The organism is Bradyrhizobium sp. RDI18 (assembly GCF_043203335.1).
Taxonomy (GTDB): domain Bacteria; phylum Pseudomonadota; class Alphaproteobacteria; order Rhizobiales; family Xanthobacteraceae; genus Bradyrhizobium; species Bradyrhizobium retamae.
The window spans coordinates 2,425,170-2,447,313 of record NZ_JBICRN010000008.1 but is presented as its reverse complement, the minus strand read 5'-3'; the positions used below and the strand labels follow the sequence as shown (position 1 = coordinate 2,447,313).

At 59.2% G+C, this 22,144-nt stretch carries 22 protein-coding genes and 2 pseudogenes; 20 read left to right on the top strand and 4 right to left on the bottom strand.

Annotated elements, in window-relative coordinates; translation table 11 throughout:
- Positions 1-38: 38 nt before the first annotated feature.
- Positions 39-437, top strand: coding sequence for a hypothetical protein (locus tag ACFXS9_RS20955; protein WP_392691703.1), 399 nt, complete (start codon positions 39-41; stop codon positions 435-437).
- 224 nt (positions 438-661) lie between these two features.
- On the opposite strand, the gene ACFXS9_RS20950 is transcribed toward ACFXS9_RS20955, so the two are convergent.
- Positions 662-835 (bottom strand): TatD family hydrolase, encoded by a 174-nt coding sequence (locus tag ACFXS9_RS20950; protein ID WP_392691700.1) that lies wholly within the window; start codon positions 833-835, stop codon positions 662-664.
- 794 nt (positions 836-1,629) lie between these two features.
- Here ACFXS9_RS20950 and ACFXS9_RS20945 point away from each other — a divergent pair.
- Positions 1,630-2,046: a transposase gene (locus tag ACFXS9_RS20945; protein ID WP_392691697.1), complete on the top strand. Its 417-nt coding sequence runs from the start codon at positions 1,630-1,632 to the stop codon at positions 2,044-2,046.
- A gap of 337 nt (positions 2,047-2,383) precedes the next feature.
- On the opposite strand, the gene ACFXS9_RS20940 is transcribed toward ACFXS9_RS20945, so the two are convergent.
- Entirely contained in the window at positions 2,384-2,755 is a 372-nt protein-coding gene (locus ACFXS9_RS20940) for a hypothetical protein (RefSeq protein WP_392691694.1), read from the bottom strand.
- 205 nt (positions 2,756-2,960) lie between these two features.
- Here ACFXS9_RS20940 and ACFXS9_RS20935 point away from each other — a divergent pair, with 205 nt between their 5' ends.
- From ACFXS9_RS20935 to ACFXS9_RS20870, 14 genes and pseudogenes are all read left to right on the top strand, one after another.
- Entirely contained in the window at positions 2,961-3,104 is a 144-nt protein-coding gene (locus ACFXS9_RS20935) for a hypothetical protein (RefSeq protein WP_392691691.1), read from the top strand.
- A gap of 258 nt (positions 3,105-3,362) precedes the next feature.
- Positions 3,363-3,911, top strand: coding sequence for a VOC family protein (locus ACFXS9_RS20930; protein ID WP_057846699.1), 549 nt, complete (start codon positions 3,363-3,365; stop codon positions 3,909-3,911).
- A gap of 89 nt (positions 3,912-4,000) precedes the next feature.
- Entirely contained in the window at positions 4,001-5,293 is a 1,293-nt protein-coding gene (locus ACFXS9_RS20925) for a PLP-dependent aminotransferase family protein (RefSeq protein WP_392691688.1), read from the top strand.
- Between the two features lie 2 nt (positions 5,294-5,295).
- Positions 5,296-8,213: pseudogene (locus tag ACFXS9_RS20920) on the top strand (AMP-binding protein); the annotation flags it as partial.
- Positions 8,214-8,339: 126 nt separating this feature from the next.
- Entirely contained in the window at positions 8,340-8,720 is a 381-nt protein-coding gene (locus ACFXS9_RS20915) for a hypothetical protein (RefSeq protein ID WP_392699899.1), read from the top strand.
- Positions 8,635-10,815 carry a condensation domain-containing protein gene (locus ACFXS9_RS20910; RefSeq protein ID WP_392700343.1) on the top strand — a complete coding sequence of 727 codons (2,181 nt, stop codon included), beginning with the start codon at positions 8,635-8,637 and terminating at the stop codon, positions 10,813-10,815. The genes ACFXS9_RS20915 and ACFXS9_RS20910 overlap by 86 nt, the downstream gene beginning before the upstream one ends.
- 1,154 nt (positions 10,816-11,969) lie before the next feature.
- Positions 11,970-13,070, top strand: a complete 1,101-nt coding sequence (locus ACFXS9_RS20905) for a thioesterase domain-containing protein (RefSeq protein ID WP_392699897.1) — start codon at positions 11,970-11,972, stop codon at positions 13,068-13,070.
- Between the two features lie 173 nt (positions 13,071-13,243).
- Positions 13,244-13,964: pseudogene (locus tag ACFXS9_RS20900) on the top strand (site-specific integrase); the annotation flags it as partial.
- Positions 13,965-14,271: 307 nt separating this feature from the next.
- Positions 14,272-14,439 carry a hypothetical protein gene (locus ACFXS9_RS20895; RefSeq protein WP_156434185.1) on the top strand — a complete coding sequence of 56 codons (168 nt, stop codon included), beginning with the start codon at positions 14,272-14,274 and terminating at the stop codon, positions 14,437-14,439.
- 26 nt (positions 14,440-14,465) lie between these two features.
- Positions 14,466-14,843, top strand: a complete 378-nt coding sequence (locus ACFXS9_RS20890) for a hypothetical protein (protein ID WP_392691685.1) — start codon at positions 14,466-14,468, stop codon at positions 14,841-14,843.
- 195 nt (positions 14,844-15,038) lie between these two features.
- The gene (locus ACFXS9_RS20885; protein WP_214494541.1) at positions 15,039-15,386 is read left to right on the top strand and encodes an integration host factor subunit alpha; all 348 of its coding nucleotides are present in this window, start codon (positions 15,039-15,041) and stop codon (positions 15,384-15,386) included.
- A gap of 123 nt (positions 15,387-15,509) precedes the next feature.
- A complete protein-coding gene (locus tag ACFXS9_RS20880; protein WP_392691682.1) occupies positions 15,510-16,394 on the top strand; it encodes a hypothetical protein in 885 nt (294 codons plus the stop codon).
- Between the two features lie 78 nt (positions 16,395-16,472).
- Positions 16,473-16,949 carry a hypothetical protein gene (locus tag ACFXS9_RS20875; protein ID WP_392691679.1) on the top strand — a complete coding sequence of 159 codons (477 nt, stop codon included), beginning with the start codon at positions 16,473-16,475 and terminating at the stop codon, positions 16,947-16,949.
- Positions 16,942-17,421, top strand: a complete 480-nt coding sequence (locus ACFXS9_RS20870; protein ID WP_249791550.1) for a hypothetical protein — start codon at positions 16,942-16,944, stop codon at positions 17,419-17,421. The genes ACFXS9_RS20875 and ACFXS9_RS20870 overlap by 8 nt, the downstream gene beginning before the upstream one ends.
- A gap of 774 nt (positions 17,422-18,195) precedes the next feature.
- On the opposite strand, the gene ACFXS9_RS20865 is transcribed toward ACFXS9_RS20870, so the two are convergent.
- Positions 18,196-19,686, bottom strand: coding sequence for an ImmA/IrrE family metallo-endopeptidase (locus ACFXS9_RS20865; RefSeq protein WP_392691677.1), 1,491 nt, complete (start codon positions 19,684-19,686; stop codon positions 18,196-18,198).
- 28 nt (positions 19,687-19,714) lie between these two features.
- Positions 19,715-20,044: a hypothetical protein gene (locus ACFXS9_RS20860; protein WP_392691674.1), complete on the bottom strand. Its 330-nt coding sequence runs from the start codon at positions 20,042-20,044 to the stop codon at positions 19,715-19,717.
- Between the two features lie 766 nt (positions 20,045-20,810).
- Between ACFXS9_RS20860 and ACFXS9_RS20855 the strand changes: the two genes are divergently transcribed.
- From ACFXS9_RS20855 to ACFXS9_RS20840, 4 genes are all read left to right on the top strand, one after another.
- Positions 20,811-21,398: an acyl-homoserine-lactone synthase gene (locus ACFXS9_RS20855; protein WP_392699896.1), complete on the top strand. Its 588-nt coding sequence runs from the start codon at positions 20,811-20,813 to the stop codon at positions 21,396-21,398.
- Positions 21,399-21,493: 95 nt separating this feature from the next.
- Entirely contained in the window at positions 21,494-21,712 is a 219-nt protein-coding gene (locus tag ACFXS9_RS20850) for a hypothetical protein (protein ID WP_392691671.1), read from the top strand.
- Complete coding sequence (locus ACFXS9_RS20845; RefSeq protein WP_392691668.1) at positions 21,709-21,894, top strand: hypothetical protein; 186 nt, start codon at positions 21,709-21,711, stop codon at positions 21,892-21,894. Before ACFXS9_RS20850 ends, ACFXS9_RS20845 begins: the two co-directional genes overlap by 4 nt.
- 77 nt (positions 21,895-21,971) lie before the next feature.
- On the top strand, positions 21,972-22,115 hold the full coding sequence (locus ACFXS9_RS20840) for an aminotransferase class III-fold pyridoxal phosphate-dependent enzyme (protein WP_392699894.1): 144 nt from the start codon (positions 21,972-21,974) through the stop codon (positions 22,113-22,115).
- The last annotated feature ends 29 nt before the right edge of the window (positions 22,116-22,144 follow it).

Genomic DNA, 22,144 nt, shown 5'->3' with positions numbered 1-22,144 from the left:
ACTCGAACGCACTTCGCAATCTCCTGCTTCAGCTTGCGTTGAATGACGCGTTCGAGGCCCGGTGGACGGATCGCATCGAAGATGAGTGGCTCCGCAATCTCGAGGATCGGACGAGAGATCGGGTTTCGCAGCGAACCCTGCCGCTCATTCGCAAGCACTTTCCGGATGCGATCATTTGCGATTTCGACGCCGACCAAGCTATCGGAAGTACGGATCCCAAAGACCGCCACGTAGCCGGTGCAGCCGTCGCGGTGCAACCCTGTGCACTGATCACAAACAACCTCAATGATTTCGATGCAAGCGAGCTCGCAAAGCTCGGCGTCCGAGTATTGTCGCCGGACGATTTTCTCGTTGAGCTACTCGACGAAGCACCGGGCTTTATCGAAGCCGCAACGCGAGAGGCGGCGGCCAACCTTACGAAGAGCTTGCCTTTCTAGGACGAATATATTGCTGACCTCGAGCTCAGAGCGGGCTTGATAAAATTCGCCGCGCGATTGCGTTCGTTCGACCACCAGACGAAGAGTGGTTCCGATCTTGCGGCAACAAAGGAGCCCGAGTGAGAGGATCGCTCAGGTTTTGAGGAGCGTCTGCAGGTTTGCGCGAATAATGTCGGACACGGTGTCGGCAGCTATTTTTCTGACATCGGCGATAGATGCGACCGTTAGTCGGATGTCTGCCGGCTCCGCCGGCCTGCCTTCCATTTGAGTGAAGGACCGTCCGTTTCGGTGAGAATGCGATCCAAGGGCATTTCGGTGACGAGGATCCGACCCCGGTCCGAGCGCGTCATCTCGGCATTGACAGAAAAATAGCATCCCAAGGCGGCCGCGCGCTGCATATCGCGCTTGCTGCCGGTGAACCAGTGTAGAACGACGGTGCTGCGGTGCCGGGGCAGGTGTTCCTAAATCATGTCCAGCACTGTCGGCGCAGTCCTCACGCTGTGGACGGTGAGAATTTTTCCCCTGCATCCGCGCAGCGCTCGAGGATCGTTCGGAAGACACGCTTCTGGGGCTCAAGGGACTTATAGAAACGTGGGCCTGCATTCAGGCCAACCTCGCCAACATAGCGCGTTTCGGAAAGGTGCCGCTCCACAACGCGAGTTCACCGCCGCGCTCGGCGACGAGCTGCGGATGCAGTCCAAGTGCCGCCCGAACAAAATCGGGTGCTCCGTGTGAGTTCGAGATTGCGCGACCACGCTTTCGGAGTCGTGGTTACCGCCAGAGTGTAGATGTTCGCCGCCTCTGCCCGGGCGATCGAGGCTTCATGGCTCGGATAAAGATCCAGATGACAGTGAAAATCCACGCCACCTAATTGGGAGCCTTCCGTCATCCCGGCCGCGTCCTCACACCACCGATCAATGCGCCAACTTCCTCTAACCCACGCCGGTAAACAGCGGCAATAGCAGCCTGCCGTTCAGGCGTTTCAAAGAGGGGCCGGGCTTATGGATCAGAATCGGCCCCAGTTGCGGCTTTGCGCGCAATCGCTCGATCGCGAGCTGGAACGAGCGGATCTGAACTCCTTCGGATTGACGCGTATCGAGAATGCGGTTTGTCAGGTCGTCGATCGTGTAGACGGTCGGATCCGGGTCAGGATCGAGTCCGGATACGAGCGCAGCCCGTCTTATCAGACAAGGTGGACAATATCGCCAATAGTCGACTGATCTCACTTGCCGACGGCAAGGTGAGCTTTTCCTGGAAGGACTATCGGCAGAATCACAAAGCCAAGGTGATGACGCTTGATGCCGATCAGTTCATTCGTCGCTTTCTCCTGCACACCCTGCCGGACGGCTTCCACCGCATCCGCCACTATGGTTTCCTCGCCTACGGCGGACGCAACGATAAAATCGCCCTCTGCCGCCAACTCCTTGCTGTCCGCAACGCTCCGGCTGATCAACAAGCCGGCGTCGATCCCAAATGCGAGATCCCCGTTTGCCCACATTGCGGTGGCACCATGCGGCGCGTCGATGTCGTCCCGCAGGCCGGCGCGCGCGACAGCCGTTTCGTTGTGACACGTCATGACCAGCGCCTGCACCATCCACCCGTTCCGTGATCACCTTCTCAGTGGCAACGTCCGATGTCGCCGTGGCCGCGTTCGTCACCGAACACCCCGTCATTCGTTCGGCCGCGCATCCCAGCGCAGCAAATCCCTCGCTGCGCCGCGCCCACTGCCCAATCAATAGGGCCGCTCACATCAGCCGGATGTCTCGCCGACGTGCGGCGACCACGGGCGCGCCTTCTCCGCAGTTGCACCGGCTGCACTATCGCCATAGCGTCGCAACTCCGCGGCTTCGTTCAATCCGGCTTCTATGAGGTCGCACGCGCCACCGCGCGCGCGGCTGGCCTTCGCCCCCGCGACCTCACAGAACCCTCAAGATTCACAAATCGGCTCAGACCTGCGAATCTGGGCCGATGAGGACGATCGAACGGATTTCGATCAGCAGTGCTGATCGTGAAGGATTGGAGGGGCTGGTCCGAAACCGGAACACGCCCCAGAAGGTGGTTTGGAGAGCGCGGATCGTGCTTTTGGCCAGCGACGGGCTGACGGCGGAAGCGATTGCGGCGGGGGATCGTCGCCATTGACCGTCCGTGTTGTTGTGTTGAGCTGTGTCTGGTTCAAGACGTCGATGTCCCAAGCCCGACAGTAAGACGGCAGCATTCCGCCAGCGCAGCGAGAGGCGCGTTGTTTCTTCAGGAAACGCTCGCAGAACGTCATTGGCACGTCGGTTGCTTGAGATGCGGGGGTGATCCGTTACGACCACGATCGCAGCCCTTGTCTAAGAGTTCAGATGAAACTTGCTCGATTGATCCAAATCAGTGCCATGCTGATGCTGCCGCGCCCGTCACATGCGTGGCCGTCGCGGGGCCTCTCATCTCCTGATGGCGCTTCGGTCTCCCGGCGAGGACAGGATTGCTCCTGCACCCGGAACTGGACGGAACGACGCCAGTCAAGAGGTGCTGCGCACCATGTTCGAGGTGATGTGCCGCGAGCCGTTCCAACAGATTGGTCTGGCGGACGTCCGCCTCCAGCTGAAGCGCGGCGATCTGACACCAGCAGCAGCGGAAGCGCAGGCAGTGTTTTCGGAGCTGACAGACGGCGTTCGCTCGTAGATAGGTAATTAGCCGATGCAGGACGGTTGGGAACTTCGAGAAGCAATGAGGCAACGAGAAGAGCTCAAAGCCAAGCTCTTCCGCGCTCAATCGGATGTGGCCAGGCGTAAGGCTGAGTTGGCGGACCTCGAGCAGAGGATTCTGAAGAACCTTGACGCTAGTACAGGGCTGATCTGCTGGTAGCAGGGTTTGCCTGTCGCTCGCGCGATGAGGTCGCCTTGGCCTGATTGTCGGATTGTGTGATCGAAAGTGGGTGCTATGCAGAAAACGATCGATAGCAAGCTCGGAGTGGGTGCGACTTCCGATGACATCCGGACAACCGCGAGTCCGGTGTCGCAATTTCGCGGGATCGATCATATTGCGATTGCTGTGCTCGATCTTGAGGCCTCAATTCAATTCTTTCGGGACGTGCTAGGTTTTGAGTTGAAGCGCCGTTTTCACATCAAGGGTCGAGCGACGGGCATGCTATCTGCTGAGTTCGAGAGCAGGGGCATCAGGTTTGTTTTGTGTCAGGGTACTGAGCCGGCTTCTCAGGTCTCAGAGCTCGTGCGGCGTCACGGCGTTGGAGTTGCTCATATCGCTCTTGAGGTCGACGACGTGGATGCTGCTGTAGAGACCCTAAAGTCTCGTGGTCTGGGATTTGACACGAATGTGATACGTGGCCCTGGACTGACACAGGCCTTCTCGAGCCGCTCCATTGAGACGGGGCTTAGCTTCGAAATCATTCACCGAGATGGAGAGAGTGGTTTCCTCGAATCGAACGTCCAGCAGCTTTTTGACCAGCTTGAACAGTCCGGCAAATATTGAGCGAAGAGGCGTACGCCCTTAGACCTCCAGTCGTGCTCGTGTTCCGACGTAGGCGTGATCTCCATAGCTCCGTCCTCCTCCAAGGCTCCATGATGGATTTCCGGTTGCAAAGTTCGGCAATGAATTTCCTGAACGAGGTCTCGAGTCGGTTTCCCTCAGCTGTCTCGCTTGCGTCTGGTAGGCCGAGTGACCGGTTTTTCGATAGACTCAACCCCCATGCGCTGTTGAATGCATTCGGTGTGTATCAAAGGTATTGGGCTGGCGATCGTGGCCAAGTATGGTCTCAGTTGTTGCAGTATGGTCGAACAGCGGGAATCATCAACGAGCTTGTTGCGCAACAGGTGCGATCCGATGAGGGGCTCCCCGCTAAGGCGGATCGCGTCCTGATCACCTCAGGATGCCAGGAAGCGCTCGCTCTCTGCCTGCCGGCGCTGTGTCCCGAATCTTCGGATGTGCTCCTGGTCTGCAATCCCACCTATATTGGAGCAATTGGTGCAGCTAATGCTGCGAGGGTGCCTATTGCAGCGTTGTCCAACTCAGCGTCTTGCGTTGCAGACGCGATCGAGTCCGCCGTTGTGCAATTGGGCCGAAATGGTCGAAGAGCTCGGGCAACATATCTTATTCCCGATTTTGATAATCCGACAGGACGCGTCCTCGATGTGGTCGCACGACGGGAGATCCTCGAAGTGTGCGCCAAACATCGGATCGTCGTTTTGGAGGACAATCCATATGGGCCATTTCGGTATGAAGGAGATGCGGTGCCTCCGATGGCCGTTTTGGATGAGGTCGGAAGTGTTATCTACCTGTCAACATTCTCCAAGACGCTAAGCCCAGCTCTTCGCGTCGGAGCAGCAATACTGCCCGATACCATCTTTGGAGACGCAGGTGCTTGCCGGACACTTTGGGAAGATCTGGTTCAGCGCAAGAGTTTCGGTACCGTGAATACGAGCCAAATTAGCCAAGCGATTGTGGCGGGGCTCTTGATCGAACAGCGGACAAGCTTACGTGGCTGGATCCGGCCGGCGCTGGATTGGTATCGTGCAAATCGCGACCTTATGTTGTGTCGGCTGGACGATGTGTTTTCGCCTTTGTCGGACCAGGTTCGATGGAATTGTCCTGCCGGCGGCTTCTTTCTGACTCTCGATCTTCCTTTCAGATTTGACGCGAACGCCGCGGACGAGTGCGCAACGCATTACAATGTCATTGTTATGCCGATGAGCTTCTTCGCACTGGATAACTCTCAAGACTGCCGGATCCGATTGGCGTTCAGCTCGGTTACTCCCGAGCAAATCTCAACCGCTGTGAGAGGTTTAGGTCATTATGTGGCGCGGCGCGTCGGACGGGAATTGCCCAGTCTACGCGACGGCTTGGCTGGAGCGTGAAGATGGCCCATCGGTCTCCTCCGGTGCACGCCGGCGCGCGTCTCTCGGTGGCCACACGCTCGGCGCGTCACACACGTGGAGGTTTTGTCATGGACGTGGGGTACGACCATCACGACATATGTGTGTTGGCCTCATCGAGTTGCGAACTCGGCGATTGGGGTGGGCAACGACCTGCAGCCTCACCAATTGGTTCTACCGTCTTTGTTGGTGGTGGTACGCTAGCTATTAGGTGTGCAGAGTTAGCAATGGAGATGGGCTACGTCATCGGCGCGGCCCTTTGTGCCGACGCCATCTTCCGCGATTGGGCCGCTCGCGCCAATGTCTTGTGCCTAGCGAGCGTTGAAGAGCTTGCCACATTGCTCAGTACCGAACCGGTGGAGTGGATATTTTCTGTTGCCAATCCGTTCATATTGCCGGCGGATGTGTTTGGGCGAGTGCGTCGAGGCGCTTTCAATTACCACGATGGTCCCTTACCGCGGTATGCGGGAACTCATGCGACGTCTTGGGCGCTGCTGGCCCAAGAGTCCGAATATGCCATCACGTGGCATCGCATAGATCATGGTGTTCATACGGGTGACCTGGTGGTTCAACGCCAAGTCCTGATTGGACCTACCGACACCGCGTTAAGCCTGAACATCAAATGTTATGAAGCCGCAGTCGAGGGATTCCGCGAGCTTTTAACTGGGTTAACGAACGAAACGCTTGCCGCCCGTCCGCAGGCGCTAGCGGACAGAAGCTATTTTCCGAGGCGCCGACGCCCAGATGCTGCGGGCTGTCTGCGATGGGATAGATCCGCGCAAGATCTCTCAGCGATGACGCGCGCCTTAGACTTTGGGCCGCATCATTTCAATCCTTTATGTCTGTCCAAGGCTCTTGTGGGCGATGACGTTGTCGCAGTCAGGTGCTTGGAGGTGTCGTCTGGCCGCTCGGGCTTATCGGCGGGTTCCCTGGTTGAAATCCACCCCAGCCACTGGCGTGTGGCGACAGGTACAGAGGATGTCGATGTTTGGTTTGGCAACCCGGATGGTCAGGCTCTGGACGCGCGGGCGCTCGCGAGGCACTCCGATCTCGATGTAGGCGATCGCCTCCCGATTCTAAGCGATGACGAGGCGCGGAGCATAACTGTTACCCATGAAATGTTGGCGCCTCGGGAGAGTTTCTGGCGACAGCGGCTTGAGCAATCTAAAATATTGCAGCTTCCTTTTCTGTCGTCTCCACAAGCTGTGGCTCCCCCGAGATGGCAGTCGAGTTCGTGGCTCATTCCAAGTGCTTTGGCTAGGCTGTCGCCATTTGATCGCACGGAACACCTAATAACTGCTTGGCTGACCTATCTCGCTCGCGTCACGGGCGAATCACAGCTCCAATTGGGCTGGACGCCCGCACAGAATGGATCGCGGGCCCCGTTGAAGGCGGCGGAGGTGATTGTCGCTTCTGTCGTGCCGATGGAAATTACCATTGATCTTGGTCATGATTTTGCAGAGGTGCGCAGGGTGGTCGCCGCCGAATGCGCCGAACTGAGCGAGCACGATAGCTTTGCGCGGGATGTGATCGCGCGCGCTCCGAGCTTGCGGGGTAGGGAGGCGCTACGATCGCGGCGACCCTGGCCGATTGGTGTTACGGTTACGACAAATAGCTGTTCTGCCGCTGGTGATCTGGCTTCGAGCCCGCGTTCTGAGACAACCCTATCCGGCGATTTGCTAACGTTTGAGGTTTGCGCTCTGGATGGGAGCTTCCGGTGGCACTTTGATGCTAGTCGCTTGGCGCCCAAGCAGATCGACCGCATGACGCAGCATTTGCAAAATTTGTTGTGTGCTGTGATGGCCGATGCGCGGCAAGCGGCCGCGCGGATTGAGCTGCTGTCGTCCGCTGAGCGCGCCTACCTCCTGGAGGAGTTGAACCGGACGGCGGCCCCCTATCCGGCGGAGCAGTGCATCCATCAGCTGTTCGAGGCGCAGGTGCAAAAGGCGCCGGAGGCGGTGGCAGTGGTCGATGAGGACGAGGAGCTGAGCTATGGCGAGCTGAACGCACGGGCGAACCGGCTCGCGCATCATCTGATCGGGCTCGGGGTGAGGCCCGGGGATAGTGTTGCGACAATGCTGGACCGCTCCGTTGCGCTTGTGGTGGCGCAGTTGGCGACCCTGAAGGCGGGGGGAGTTTATGTGCCGATCGATCGCGCTCTTCCATCTGCACGACAAAGCTGGATGCTGGCCGACTGTGATGCGCGCCTCGTGCTTAGCGAGAGTGACGATGACGATCTGGTTGAGGTGACAATCCCTGTTCTGCCCATTGAGCCGCTCATGGCCGGAACAGGATGTAGTACCGATCCAGGCCTGGCATTGAGCGCCGAGGCCGCCGCTTATGTCATGTACACCTCCGGCTCGACCGGCGTTCCCAAGGAGTTGTTGTTCCTCATCGTGCTGTCAACCGGCTCGTCATCAACAACGGCTATGCGGAGTTCAGCTCGAGGGATCGAGTGGGATGGCTGGGCAATCCCGCGTTTGATATCAGTACGCTGGAAGTCTGGGCACCGCTGCTACACGGTTCGAGCCTGATTGCGATTCCATACACTAATGTGCTGGAGCCAGAAGTGCTGCGCAGTCTGGTTCAGCAGCACCGCATTACCGTCCTGCATTTGACAGCGGGGTTGTTCAGGCAGAGCGCTAATGATCTAGGCCCGGTGCTGGCAAGTTTGCGGTTGCTATTAGTTGGTGGTGATACGGTTGATGTGGCGGCAGTAGCACGGGTGTTGAGGCAGAACCGACCGCAGCATCTCTTGCACTGCTACGGTCCGACCGAGACGACGACCTTTGCGACAGTCTGCGAGATCAACGCGATTGATGAGCCATTCCAGCGGCTCCCGATTGGCCGACCGATCGCGAACACGCGGGTTTACCTGCTGGACGGTCATGGCGCGCCCGTTCCGTTCGGGGCGGTCGGGGAGCTTTACATTGGCGGGGCGGGGGTCGCGCGTGGCTATCTGAACCGGCCCGAGCTGACGGCGGAGCGGTTTGTGGCCGATCCGTTCAGCGCTGAGGTGGGGGCGCGGATGTACCGGACCGGGGATGTTGCGCGCTACTTGCCGGACGGCAATCTGGAGTTTTTGGGCCGCAACGACGACCAGGTGAAGATCCGCGGCTTCCGGATCGAGCCCGGCGAGATCGCGGCACGGCTCGTCGAACACGCATTCGTGCGCGATGCGGTCGTCGTGGCGCAACAGGATCGTACCGGCGAGAAGCGTCTTGTTGCCTATGTGGTTGCGGCTGCGGAGCACGCCGGCGAAGCTGAGGGATCTGACCTTGCCGGCACGTTGCGCGCGCATGTGAGCGCGGCTGCCCGACTACATGGTGCCGGCTGCGTTTGTGCGGCTGGCGGCGCTGCCCTTGACGGTGAACGGCAAGCTCGACCGCAAGGCGCTGCCGATGCCTGAGGATGCGGCCTATGCGCGCGCGGCTTATGAGCCGCCGCGGGGCGAGACCGAGACCGCGCTGGCGACGATCTGGGCCGAGCTTCTCGGTGTGGCGCGGGTCGGGCGGCACGACAACTTCTTTGAGCTTGGCGGCCATTCGCTGCTGGCGGTGCAGCTGATGGCGCGTCTGCGGCGGCTGTCGCTGGGGATCGAGGTGCAGACCTTGTTCGCCAAGCCGGTGCTGGCGGATCTGGCCGCAAGCCTGGGCAGTCATCAGGAGGTGGCGGTCCCGGCCAACCTGATCACCGCGAGCAGCACGGCGATTACGCCGCAGATGCTGCCGCTGATCGAGCTGGCCCAGCCGGAGATCGATCGGATCGTCGCCATGGTGCCTGGTGGCGTCGGCAACATCCAGGACATTTATGGCTTGTCGGCGCTGCAGGACGGCATCCTGTTCCATCATCTGCTCGCCAGCCATGGCGATCCGTACCTGCTGGTGTCGCAGACGGCGTTTGCCGACCGTGGCCTGTTGGATCGCTATCTTGGTGCGGTTCAGCGGGTGGTGGATCGGCACGACATTCTGCGCACGGCCTTTGTCTGGGAGGGGCTGTCGAGCCCGGCCCAGGTGGTGTGGCGTCGTGCGCCGCTGGAGGTGAGCGAGGTCGAGCTGGATGGCTATGATGGTCCCGGCGCCGATGAGCTCCGGCGCCGGTTTGATCCGCGCCGGCAGCGCATCGATCTTGGCCGGGCGCCGCTGTTGCGGTTTGTGACCGCGCGCGAGCCCGGCAGCGCGCGCTGGCTGCTCTTGCAGCTGCAGCATCATTTGATCGGGGATCAAACCACGCTGGAGGTGATGCATGCCGAGGTCCGGGCCGTGCTGGAGGGGCGCGAGCATGAGCTGATAGCCCCGCAGCCGTTCCGCAATCTGGTGGCGCAGGCGCGTCTTGGTGTTGATGCCAAGGCGCATGAAGAGTTCTTCCGGGGGCTGCTGGCAGACATCGACGAGCCGACCATGCCGTTTGGCTTGAGCGAGGTCCGCGGCGACGGCTGCGGGGTTCATGAGGCGCATCGGAGGCTGCCGCAGGCGCTCAACGCGCGATTGCGCAGCCAGGCGCGGCGGCTTGGGGTGAGCCTGGCCAGCCTGTGCCATCTGGCGTGGGGACAGGTGGTGGCGCGCAGCAGCGGCCGCGAGCAGGTGGTGTTCGGCACGGTGCTGTTTGGCCGCATGCATGGCGGCGCCGGCGCCGACCGCGCGATGGGCCTGTTCATCAACACCCTGCCGCTGCGGCTTGACCTTGACGGCACTAGGGTCGAGGCGAGCGTGCGGACCACGCACGCCCGGCTGGCCGAGCTGCTGGCGCATGAGCATGCCTCGCTGGCCTTGGCGCAACGCTGCAGCGGCGTTGCGGCGCCGGCGCCGCTGTTCAGCGCGCTGTTGAACTACCGCCACACCACGCCGGCGGCCATGCCGGGCTCCGGAACGGATGATGGTCTGTCGGGGATGGAATGGCTGGGCGGGGAGGAACGCACCAACTATCCGCTGACCCTGTCGGTGGAGGATTTTGGCGAGGCGCTCGGTCTGACGGCGCAGGTGGCGGAGGGCGTCGCTGCGGACCGGGTCTGCGGTTACATGCAGCGCGCGCTCGAGCAACTGGCGGAGGCGCTGGAGCATGCCCCCAACACGCCGGTGCGCGAGCTCGACATCCTGCCGTCCGCTGAGCGCGCCTACCTCCTGGAGGAGTTGAACCGGACGGCGGCCCCCTATCCGGCGGAGCAGTGCATCCATCAGCTGTTCGAGGCGCAGGTGCAAAAGGCGCCGGAGGCGGTGGCAGTGGTCGATGAGGACGAGGAGCTGAGCTATGGCGAGCTGAACGCACGGGCGAACCGGCTCGCGCATCATCTGATCGGGCTCGGGGTGAGGCCCGGGGATAGTGTTGCGACAATGCTGGACCGCTCCGTTGCGCTTGTGGTGGCGCAGTTGGCGACCCTGAAGGCGGGGGAGTTTATGTGCCGATCGATCGCGCTCTTCCATCTGCACGACAAAGCTGGATGCTGGCCGACTGTGATGCGCGCCTCGTGCTTAGCGAGAGTGACGATGACGATCTGGTTGAGGTGACAATCCCTGTTCTGCCCATTGAGCCGCTCATGGCCGGAACAGGATGTAGTACCGATCCAGGCCTGGCATTGAGCGCCGAGGCCGCCGCTTATGTCATGTACACCTCCGGCTCGACCGGCGTTCCCAAGGGAGTTGTTGTTCCTCATCGTGCTGTCAACCGGCTCGTCATCAACAACGGCTATGCGGAGTTCAGCTCGAGGGATCGAGTGGGATGGCTGGGCAATCCCGCGTTTGATATCAGTACGCTGGAAGTCTGGGCACCGCTGCTACACGGTTCGAGCCTGATTGCGATTCCATACACTAATGTGCTGGAGCCAGAAGTGCTGCGCAGTCTGGTTCAGCAGCACCGCATTACCGTCCTGCATTTGACAGCGGGGTTGTTCAGGCAGAGCGCTAATGATCTAGGCCCGGTGCTGGCAAGTTTGCGGTTGCTATTAGTTGGTGGTGATACGGTTGATGTGGCGGCAGTAGCACGGGTGTTGAGGCAGAACCGACCGCAGCATCTCTTGCACTGCTACGGTCCGACCGAGACGACGACCTTTGCGACAGTCTGCGAGATCAACGCGATTGATGAGCCATTCCAGCGGCTCCCGATTGGCCGACCGATCGCGAACACGCGGGTTTACCTGCTGGACGGTCATGGCGCGCCCGTTCCGTTCGGGGCGGTCGGGGAGCTTTACATTGGCGGGGCGGGGGTCGCGCGTGGCTATCTGAACCGGCCCGAGCTGACGGCGGAGCGGTTTGTGGCCGATCCGTTCAGCGCTGAGGTGGGGGCGCGGATGTACCGGACCGGGGATGTTGCGCGCTACTTGCCGGACGGCAATCTGGAGTTTTTGGGCCGCAACGACGACCAGGTGAAGATCCGCGGCTTCCGGATCGAGCCCGGCGAGATCGCGGCACGGCTCGTCGAACACGCATTCGTGCGCGATGCGGTCGTCGTGGCGCAACAGGATCGTACCGGCGAGAAGCGTCTTGTCGCCTATGTGGTTGCGGCTGCGGAGCACGCCGGCGAAGCTGAGGGATCTGACCTTGCCGGCACGTTGCGCGCGCATGTGAGTGCGCGGCTGCCCGACTACATGGTGCCGGCTGCGTTTGTGCGGCTGGCGGCGCTGCCGCTGACGGCAAACGGCAAGCTCGACCGCAAGGCGCTGCCGATGCCTGAGGATGCGGCCTATGCGCGCGCGGCCTATGAGCCGCCGCGGGGCGAGACCGAGACCGCGCTGGCGACGATCTGGGCCGAGCTTCTCGGTGTGGCGCGGGTCGGGCGGCACGACAACTTCTTTGACCTCGGTGGACATTCGCTGCTAGCGCTGCAAGTGCTTGAGCAACTCCGGCGGCGGGGTTTGATCCTCGATCTTTCCGTGCATTTCACGAAACCTCGTCTCGATCAGTGCGCCGAGAAGGTGCGCCCCGCATCGAAGAACCATCGAAAATCTGCGAGCCAACTTATTCCGCTTCGACTCGCGAACAGTCAGCCACTTATCCTCTGTCACGCTTGTGGCGGAGGGCTGAGCGTCTATGATGACCTCGTGCGGGCGCTGCCAGCTACACAGACCATCTACGGTATACATGCCCTAGAGTTCGGTCACGAACTCCTGAAGGTAGGTTCGATTGACGAGATTGCCCAAGTCTATGCTCGGGCTATTGTTCCTGTGTTGCCGGACATGGCTTGTACGCTCGCCGGATGGTCTTTTGGCGGTATGCTCGCCCACGCCGTTGCTGGGATACTAATCTCTGCAAATGTGAGGGTCGATTTAGTGGCATTGATCGATAGTGCCCATCCGTCGGCGCCAGAGACGCCTTCCACTCTCACCTTGGACCAGGAATGGTCTGAATTCCTTGCATTCCTTGTCGACGAGGGAGGATTGTCGCCTGAGCACGATGCAACCATGAAAATTCGACCGGGTAACTTCGCTACGCTCGCGAGCGCTGCTTTCGGTGCATGGAAAATCGGTGTACCGGCGCTTGAGGAAATCTTCCAATTGTTCATTCGCCATATTCGCGCGGGCAAACTATACGTACCTAAGAAGGTTTCGGCGCTCTGCGTCTATTACACTCGGGAGTCCACTAGCGCAGCAACTCCATGGCACGCTGCTTTCGAGAGCGTCGTTGAAGGGCCCCCTCTTCCTGGCGACCATGGTTCCCTTCTGAAGCATCCAAATGTGACCGTTCTTGCGGAGGACCTCTCACATCGCCTTCCCGGCGAGGCATTCGTTCGCCGTCCAACAAAAGCTTCAAACGACCTTTTCCAATAGATCAGGGCCTGTAGTAGTGAAGTGGACCCCATCCGTGGGGCCACGGGGACCAATCGCTTAGTTGGATTGAACGAAGCCGCTACCGCGGCGTGAGGGGCAAGGTGGCGTAGATCGCCTCCTGGCTGAGAGGATGTGGGTGTTGGAGCCCATCCCCCTCAGACAGGAGTATCGAGATGGCCGATTTGAGCCCTATTCGCCGCCGCATGATCGAGGACATGACAGTCCGCAATCTGTCGCCGTCGACGCAGCGATCCTACATCAGCGCGGTTTCGAAGTTCAGCCGTTATTTCGGCAAATCGCCGGATCGGTTGGAACTGGAAGACGTTCGCGCCTTCCAAGTGCATCTGGTCTGCATATCATGGCCGGCGCTGAACCAAATCGTCTGTGCGCTGCGGTTTTTCTACGGCGTTACTTTCGGCGAGGCGCTGATCCCGGAACGCATTCCCTATGCGCGAGAACCGCGCAAGCTGCCGGTCGTGCTCAGCGCCGACGAAGTGGTTCAGTTTCTTGAAGCGGTATCGAGCCTGAAGAGCCGCGCCGCGCTCACCACCGCCTATACGGCCGGACTGAGGGCGTCCGAGGTCGCGGGACTGCGGATCGAAGGGACAGTGCTCGCGCGCCACGGCAAGGGGGCGAAGGATCGCAACGTGATGCTGTCGCCCCAACTACTCGGCATCCTGCGCACCTACTGGCGGCTCGCCCGGCCGCGGGTTTATCTGTTCCCGGGACGCGACGAAGATCATCCGATCGATCAGACCGTGTTGCACGCCGCCTGCCGGTCGGCGGTGAAGGCTGCGGGCCTGACCAAGCGCGTCACGCTCCACACGCTGCCACAGCTTCGCGACCCATCTTCTCGAGAACGGAACCGATATCCGGATCATCCAGGTCTTGCTCGAAGCAGAGACATACTGCCCACCAACAGCCGATCGAGGAGCAGATCTACTATCCGTTCCATCCAAGGTGTGGCGAGACGGTGCTGATTGTCAGGAGATACGCCCACCGTGGGGCGGAGTCGGTCGTCATTCCGCAGCCTGACGGGTCGGTCGCCTGCATACCCGCGTGGATGACACACGAGTCAGCGGCGCGTCACCAGTTTCGTGCCGAGCCGCGGTTTTCCCTGAATATTCTGCGATCTCTGCGCGCCGAGATGATGCGCTTCTAGGCTATCTCCAATCCGACTCACGGAGGGAGGACGCCAATAATGAAGGGCGCAAACATTCAGCCGGACCTGTTCGAAGAGGTCGAACCGGGCGTCTTGCCGGTCCCCGCACAAAAGGAGCAGTTGGCAACGCTGGTCGAAGCCCTGCTGCTGGAGATCGCGATGGCGCTGGCAAGCGGGGAGATCGGCAATGACCAAGATCACGGCTGAAGCTCGAGGACATCGACCTGTCGTCGATGAGCATTCGTGTTCTGGGCAAGGGACGGCGGGAACGAACGCTCCCCTTGTGGAGGACCACAGCTGCTGCCCTGCGCGCCTGGCTCGCCGTTCGTGGGCGGGTCGCAGTACCCGAGATGTTCGTCAACGGCCGGGGAGAGCCGCTGAGCCGATGGGACTTCGCCTATGCGTATTCGCAGGGTCCGATCCTGAAGGAGACTGACGACATCTTCGTCGGAAAGGGCGACGGCAACACGACGCTGAGGGCGCGAATACCTGTGCGCTTCTGGAAGGTCATCGTCGCCAAGGTAGAGGAAGGCGTCGCGGCCCACGGCTTCATCCTAGAGCAGGATCTTTCCGACGTTGCGTGGGAGGAGTTCGTTGTACCGGAGGAGTAGTCCTGTAGGATCTGACTGATCATCGCCCATTCGCTTCCGCGAGTTGAAGATGCCGAACGGGTTCGCGAGCTGGTTATTGGCGACGAGAGGAAGATCTTGTACCCTGCCGCAAGAGGTTAACGGGGTTGATCCTGGCCATATGCAGCTGCTTGAATGCAGCCATAATCAAAACAGTTTCAGTAAGGATGCAGCAATATGCGCGGGGCCAAAACAATCACCCGAGTCGATCTGTACGACGCGATCTATCGGAAAGTCCGCCTGTCGCGGCGAGAATCGGCGGATTTTGCCGAACTAGTTCTAAATGAGATAGCCGACTGCATCGCACGCGGGGAAACAGTCAAGCTGTCGTCTTTTGGTACGTTCACGGTTCGGAAGAAAGCTCAGCGGCTAGGCAGAAATCCGAAGACCGGCGTTGAAGTGCCTATTGAGCCGCGCAATGTCGTTGTGTTCAAGGCGTCAGCTGTCATGAAAAAGCAGATCAACTCAATGGGGCCCACGCGGGGTGATAGCCTTTCACAAGTTGTGGAAGCCCATATCGAATGACTGAAACACACGAAGGTGAGCCGACTTCTGTCGCTAATATCGATTTCGACGCAGTAGCAAGGGTTAGGAAGTGGCCGAAGCGGAGCGCTGGCAGGCGGGGCTTTGGCTTAAGGACGCTTCGAAATGACGGATAAGCGGGAGACCATAGGCGAAGCAGACAATGATGCTGCCGGCGAGGGCTTGGACACCGAGCCATTTGCCGATCTGATCGGTCAGGAATTCGTCGACTTCCTGCTCGAGCACTCTCCCCGGAAGGTCGGTGCGCGCATCGGGAAAGCGCTCGATCATTTCAACAAGGCTTTGCGCCTCAGGGGCGTGGACGACGCCATGGGCGCTATCCGATGCATAGCTGCGGAAGAGGAGCTTGTCGTCGCAGTCTTCGAGCTTCTGAAGCTCAACGAAGACGATATGCCCGAGCATCGGGACTTCGTGAAGAAGTTCAAAAACCACTACGTGAAGTTGGCTTTTTACCCCGTACTCTCGCAATTTCGGTTCGTATTGGGAGACATGCTCAAGCACGGCGTCAGTTTCAACGGTCTTGAGAACTATCTGCGGATGCCGATCAAGCCTGTTCTCGACCAAGAGAAGTTGAAGCTGTCCATTGGGAAGGAGGACGGGGAAGAGGTTATCAAAATAAACCCGCTGGACTTCGCCGTGTCGCGAGACGACCTGGATGACGACGCCATCGTCGAAGAGATGCTGAAGGACTTTTCGGAGGAAGTTGCGAAACAGAATGGCATGACGGTGAAGGAGTTCGTTTCCGCCCGCGCCGATTTTCGAAACAAGCTTCTCTATGCAACTGACGGCGGCTACGGCGAAATGAAAGACTCGCTCGAGGATTTGATCGCTTCCGCGTTTTCTTTGGCTTATCGCGACCTTTTGTGGGTGCTCGTGGCGCTGACCGGAAACAAGCCCGCGAACAAGGACTGGGGACTGGTCAGCCAGTTCGTCGGTCTGTACCGTCGCGTCCTGACGGAAGCGAAAATCCTATCAGTTGAAGCGCCTTAGATTCTCGTGCGTTTAGTGGACCTGCCCATTTACCCAAGTGGAGGTTGACCGAAGGTCCCGCATCGGAAACAGAGCAATATGAACAGTCTGTTCGATAACGCCATTCAATCTATTCAGCTCGGGATCGAGGATTACGAGGCAAACGCGCCCAAGCGCGCGCTGTCAGCTGTCCGTAACTTTTATGCCGGCACGTTACTTTTGGCGAAGGAGGTCTTGGTCCGGGCGGCGCCGAAGGCGAAGATCAAGGATGTCCTAGGGACGCAATTCAAGCCGCTGCCGGACGGGAAAGGCGGGGTTGAACTCTCTCCAGGGAATAGAACCGTCGATTTTCATGAGATCGGCGAGCGCTTCGCCACCTTCAAGCTCAAGATAGACCGTCAAGCCTTGAACGAGCTTAATCGGATCCGGAATGATATGGAGCATCTCTACACGCAAGCGAGTCGCGAGACGGTCCGGGAAGCGATCGCCAAGGCGTTCCCCGTGGTTATCGACCTATTCCGACATGAACGAGGATCCCCGGGCTCATCTTGGAGACTGCTGGCTAACCATGCTTGAAGTGAAAGCGGTCTACGACAGTGAGCTCGAGCAGTGCACGCAAACGTTTGATGGTGTCGAATGGAAATCGGCCGCACTGTCTGAAGCTGCACGGCCTTGCAACAAATGCGGTTCACATTTGATTTATCGGCTCGATCAGACCCGAAAGGGATCGGGCTTTGCCGATGCGGAGTGTCGGCAATGCGGCGCCAGGATCGATGCAATCACGCTCATGGAAACAGCCCTTGAAGCACATTTCGAATTTGAGAGCCATTCAGCCGTAAAGGAAGGCGGGCAAGATCCGGTCGGACTTTGTCCCGAATGCGGTACGAAGACGTATGTTACGTGGCAAGATGAAAATCAGTGCGTCAACTGCTTCATGGAGCTGGAAGCTTGCGTTCGGTGCGGCGAGTCACTGACCCCAGACAACGTGTCGGACGAGTCCAGCGAGCTCTGCAGCTATTGTTCCTACAAGATGTCGAAGGACGACTAGGGGCTGCGGGAAGTTTGTGCTGCCTAATGGGATCGAGGTGGCCGCATCAGCCGGAATCTCTTTATCGTAAAAGTCAAGGTGCCGAATGCGACAGGCGACATTTCGTCCCACACAGACACTACGAGTCGATAGGCATTTCCACCGCGCTCCAGGAGAAACTGCCGTTCGTTCCGCCCGCCATCTGCCGGCGGCCAAATCGCGCCGCGCGCGTATCGTGGCAGTAAAAGGATTGGCCGAGCAAAGCCGGAATTTCGGCAGCAGTCCATTCGACGGTTGGAGATATGGCGAGTTACCTCCAGTGTCCATCTCGAACCGTGAGCATGGTCTGCATGGCTAAATCCTCAACTGGTGCCTAATTCGTTTTATGCATGCAAGGTCATGGGCCCAAGCGCGGTGCGTGCGACCCGAGAAATCAAAGAATTGGCTGAACGGGCGGCTTTGACGCAGGCCGACCTCGCGAAGATTGGGAAAACCCAACCCTACTTGTGCAAGCTGCTGAAAGAATCTCATATCGCGAGTTCGCGCGTTCAGAGGCGGGTGCGGGAAATGCTGGAGGCGGAGGTGACACGGTCACTGAGCCGTGGATCGAAAGCGTCGGGCGGGCTGCGAAACCTTCGCGCGATTTCCCCGAGGCAGTGGATGCTCTCCTCAGGATTATTCATAGAAATGCATAGATCGAGAGAATGAGTACGTGCGGCCGGCGGCAGTCGGAGCCATAATAGAAACATGACAAGTCGAAATTCAGCGCGACAATCGCAAACCGCAGAGCGGCAGCTAAGGCTGAAACAGTGACTTTATCACGTTCTCGTCCATGAGACTGGAACCGGGCAGATGATTTCTGTATTCCAGCTCAATCTCTTGCCAGGTGTGCATCCCAAGACGGGCGCGGAACTGCGGAAGCCGAAATCGAGAAGGCAAAGCATTTGGGCATTCGACCACCCATCCGAACGGAAGCTCCTTGACCTTCTTCAGGCGATGCACCTTGGGACTTTGCGCTACGCCGCACAACTTGAAGAGATTTTGAGCGAGCTTCCGTTTTTTCGCGGACGTTAGGGATTCAACGTCGCTGGAAGTATGGACGTAGGGAGGGTGGGATTTGAGGTGCCGAAATATTTCTTCGATCGCATCCGTCCGAGAGGCAATAAAGTTTTCACGCAAGTTGTCGAGATAAGCGATGCGATCGGCGACGTCACGGTAACTGCATTGTCGGTCGATGAGATTGGAAAGACCTGCCAGTGCGAACCCGTACTGAATTGCCTGCACATAGCCATAAGCTAAGGAGTTCCTGTCGGCCGAGGCATTTTCCTTTTCTCCATTTACCCTCGCCAGCGCCCGATCTGTTGCCTCCGTTTCTCCTGGAATTTCGTAGCTGAGCAAAGCGATCGCGAACGCGTCGGCATCGTCCTCCCGTCTTTGGCTTTCCGCACACGTCATACCAGTCGGGAACGGCGAGTGGCCCAGAACGACATGGCCTAATTCGTGCGACAGGACGAACATCATGGCCGGATCGAAGTGACTGCTCAGGCGCATGAAAACATCGAACATCGCCATTCCATCGGCTCCGCTGATCTCTCCACCAGCGGCCGCCGCGACAAGCCGGGTCCTGAGCGCATCGTGAGTTTCTTCCGGGGGCGTTCCGCCCTTCAAATAGCCTTTCATGAGGGCGAGGACGGTTTCGTAGTGTTCCCTGAAGTCTGCCTCCGTTCGCATCATTGAGATGCCGTTACGAGCCGCAGCAAAAAACAAACGGGCTCTCGCCTCCAGATCCGCAAGCTCCAAGGCGGCTCCCGGGGTTGAACCCAGATACGAAGCCAGAGACTTGCTGAACAGCGCTTTTCCTTCGACGGCCTCGCGAAGAGATCCGAGAACCAATCCGCGGAGGAGACGCGCGCCTATTATTATACGGGTGGGAGAAACGGTCGTTGACCAAGCGTTCTGATCGTCGCGAAATTCGATCGTCGTCGGCGCTTCCGAGATCGCCGCGATCGGGCGGACGGCAATCCTTTCGAGCGAACGCATTACAGATGCTAGCTGCTTTTTCAACGTTTCCTTCTGCACGTTGAACTGCGAGGTCAGAAATGCAGATGCGTCACGCTGCTGATCGGACGTCATGACCTGGTCTCGATCCGGGTCGAACTTGGAGCCTGCTTGCGGAAACAGGCTGCTGAGAAATTGATAGTCCTGCGCGTTCCTGATAGCGTCGATGGGATTCGGCGTGCCCGTTTGAGCGTGGAGCCCGGAGCAGAACTGCAGAACGAACGCCAACGTCAAAAGACGACAGAAGCGTCTCATTTCACTGCGCCGCCGTAGGGTTCCAATACTCCTCGATCAATTGCGCGTCCCTTATGCTGCCGCCGGCGCCTCCGACTACGTTCTTGAGAGTGAATTTTTGAGCAAGAAAGCAGACGGTGAGGGGTTTGGCGAATGTCTGATCGATTGTGAAGTTCTTGTTGTCCTCGGCTGTAATAACGGGCACCGAAGATGGATTGGCGGCGGATTGAGTCTGCATATTGGAGGGGCCTGCGCCGGGCGGCTTGGCCGCACCCGATACCTGGAACATGGCACGGAAGGGGACTTCTCCGCCGAAAGCGCCGGCGATTCCCCTGTCCACCGTCAAACGCATTTGCCTTGCAAGTTGCACGTTGCGAATGACGAAATAGGCATTTTCGCTATCGATTAAGGAGGGATCGAGGGTTCGCAGTGCCGCCCGTCGGCCTCCTCCGTGCGCACCTCTTGGCGCTGGAAGAGGGCCACCGCGGTCGCGTAGGTCGTCGATCCGGATATCGAAAGCATCCCTCCCAAGTGAAGGATTTTGGCCATAAGTCCCGCGCTGACGTAGCCGCTTGTGCGGGCAGCGATCGACGAGACTTCTCCTACTATCGGCTTCAGTCGACCATGCAAATCGGCCAGCTCGTACCTGACGCCGTTACGATCGACGTAGAAGGTCCTACCTGGCCTATCCAACTCATTCGGTCCCTGAAGGCATTCCCAACCTGGAGACAAGGTGCTTTGCAATGCGGAGCTAACATTGCTCTGGGCACACACGGGCACTGATGTCGACAGAATGAATGAGAGCGCCAAACCTATACGTTGTTGGGACAAAACCGCCTCCTGACAAAGATGCCGCCGCCAGTCTAAGGCCCCAATTCGGTAATCACCGCACAGCTCGGGGGTCTGCCCGTCCGCTACGACTTGGAGCCATCGCGAGTCTAACGGAGTCGAACGGGGTTGCACAACCCAGCCGATCCTAGGGGAAAACGCCAGCTTTCACCCGTGGCGGATGGAATGCTGCCAGCTTCACTGCGGCGATCGAGGAAATGGATGATACCGAGGCCGTGGATCTTTGATCGGCGAGTGGAAAAGCGAAATGAAGATGCCCTTGCGTGCCGATGCTTCTCGAGCAGCGACGCCATATCGAGAAGATGTGCTCCGAGCAGGCGGAGCTATGCCGGCTTTCCAACTCTTTCGAAGGTGGAATGGGCTGGAGGTGCGTCACCGCCGGAGTATCTCGTCCGTTATCGCCAGGACCCGGCCACGGCATGCTGGCGGGCACCGCAGCAGACGACCCTGGTCTTATCAACAAAGACGTGCACCCGGGTTTCCCCGAGTACCGCGCAACGGCGCCGAATGATCTTATGCCTGCGGCAGGAACGGAGCCGAGCATGATCGAAGCATTCTCCATTGCTACCGCGCATCTTCACCAGGATGCTCTCGCCTCGCAGGCACGTCTGCGGCACGAAGTTTTCGTTCGCCGCCGCGGGCTGCCGCATTCTTCATACGAAGGACTTGAATTCGACGAGTTCGATGCGCCTGCTGCGAAATATCTCGTATGGCGAGACGAAGATCGGGTAGTGCGGGGCCTCGCCCGTTTGCTTCCGACTACGCGGCCCTACATGCTGAGCTCCTATTGGTCGCATCTTGTGGAGGACGGAAATCTCCCGGCATCGCCATCGTCGAGGTCACCCGGGTCTGCGTAGACAAATCGCTTGATCCTTCGCGTCGAAAAAGTGGTCTTTCCGGAGTTGCTCTGCGCGATTTAAGAGATCCTATCCGCGAACGGGGGGGGCTGGGCATGGTCGGCGTAACACGGGAGCACCTGCTGTCTCACTTCGTGCGGGATGGCATCAAATGGCTCGGTCCGGCAAATCAGATTGAAGGCGAAATGGAGCGAGCGTTCTTCGTGCCGACCGCCTTTATTCGTCCTGAGTTTCATTGCCGCAAGTACGGCATAGATCTCCCTGTGCTTGCGAATGCGGAGGGCGTCGTCGCGCAAGCCGTGAAAGCCGCATGAAGTCGCGGCGTGGGGAGCTAGGCGACAAGGATACCGCTGGCAAGATGGCAGACGCGGTCTCTTATCTGTGTCGCGTCGCGGCGGAAGAAGGGTTCGATACCGTGCTCTGCGATCTGCTGGAGATTAGACAGAAGCTCGAAAAAATCGCCGGTGAGGACGATGAACCGAGACGCCCGACGTAAGAGGATTAGAAAATGCATCGGCAGGTCTTCGACCGGAAGAATCCTCGGTCCGCTACTATTGCCCCAAACAGCCGAGCCTGCTGAGCTCGGCCCGTGGCGCCCTCGTGCAGGACGTCGATGGAGCGGCTTTCATCGACCTCATGTCGCAGGGCGATACCCTCAACTATGGACATAATCACCCGAAACTGAAGTCGGCAGCGATGGAGTACCCCGCGTACTGACTGATTGCTGGCCTGGACTTCCACATACG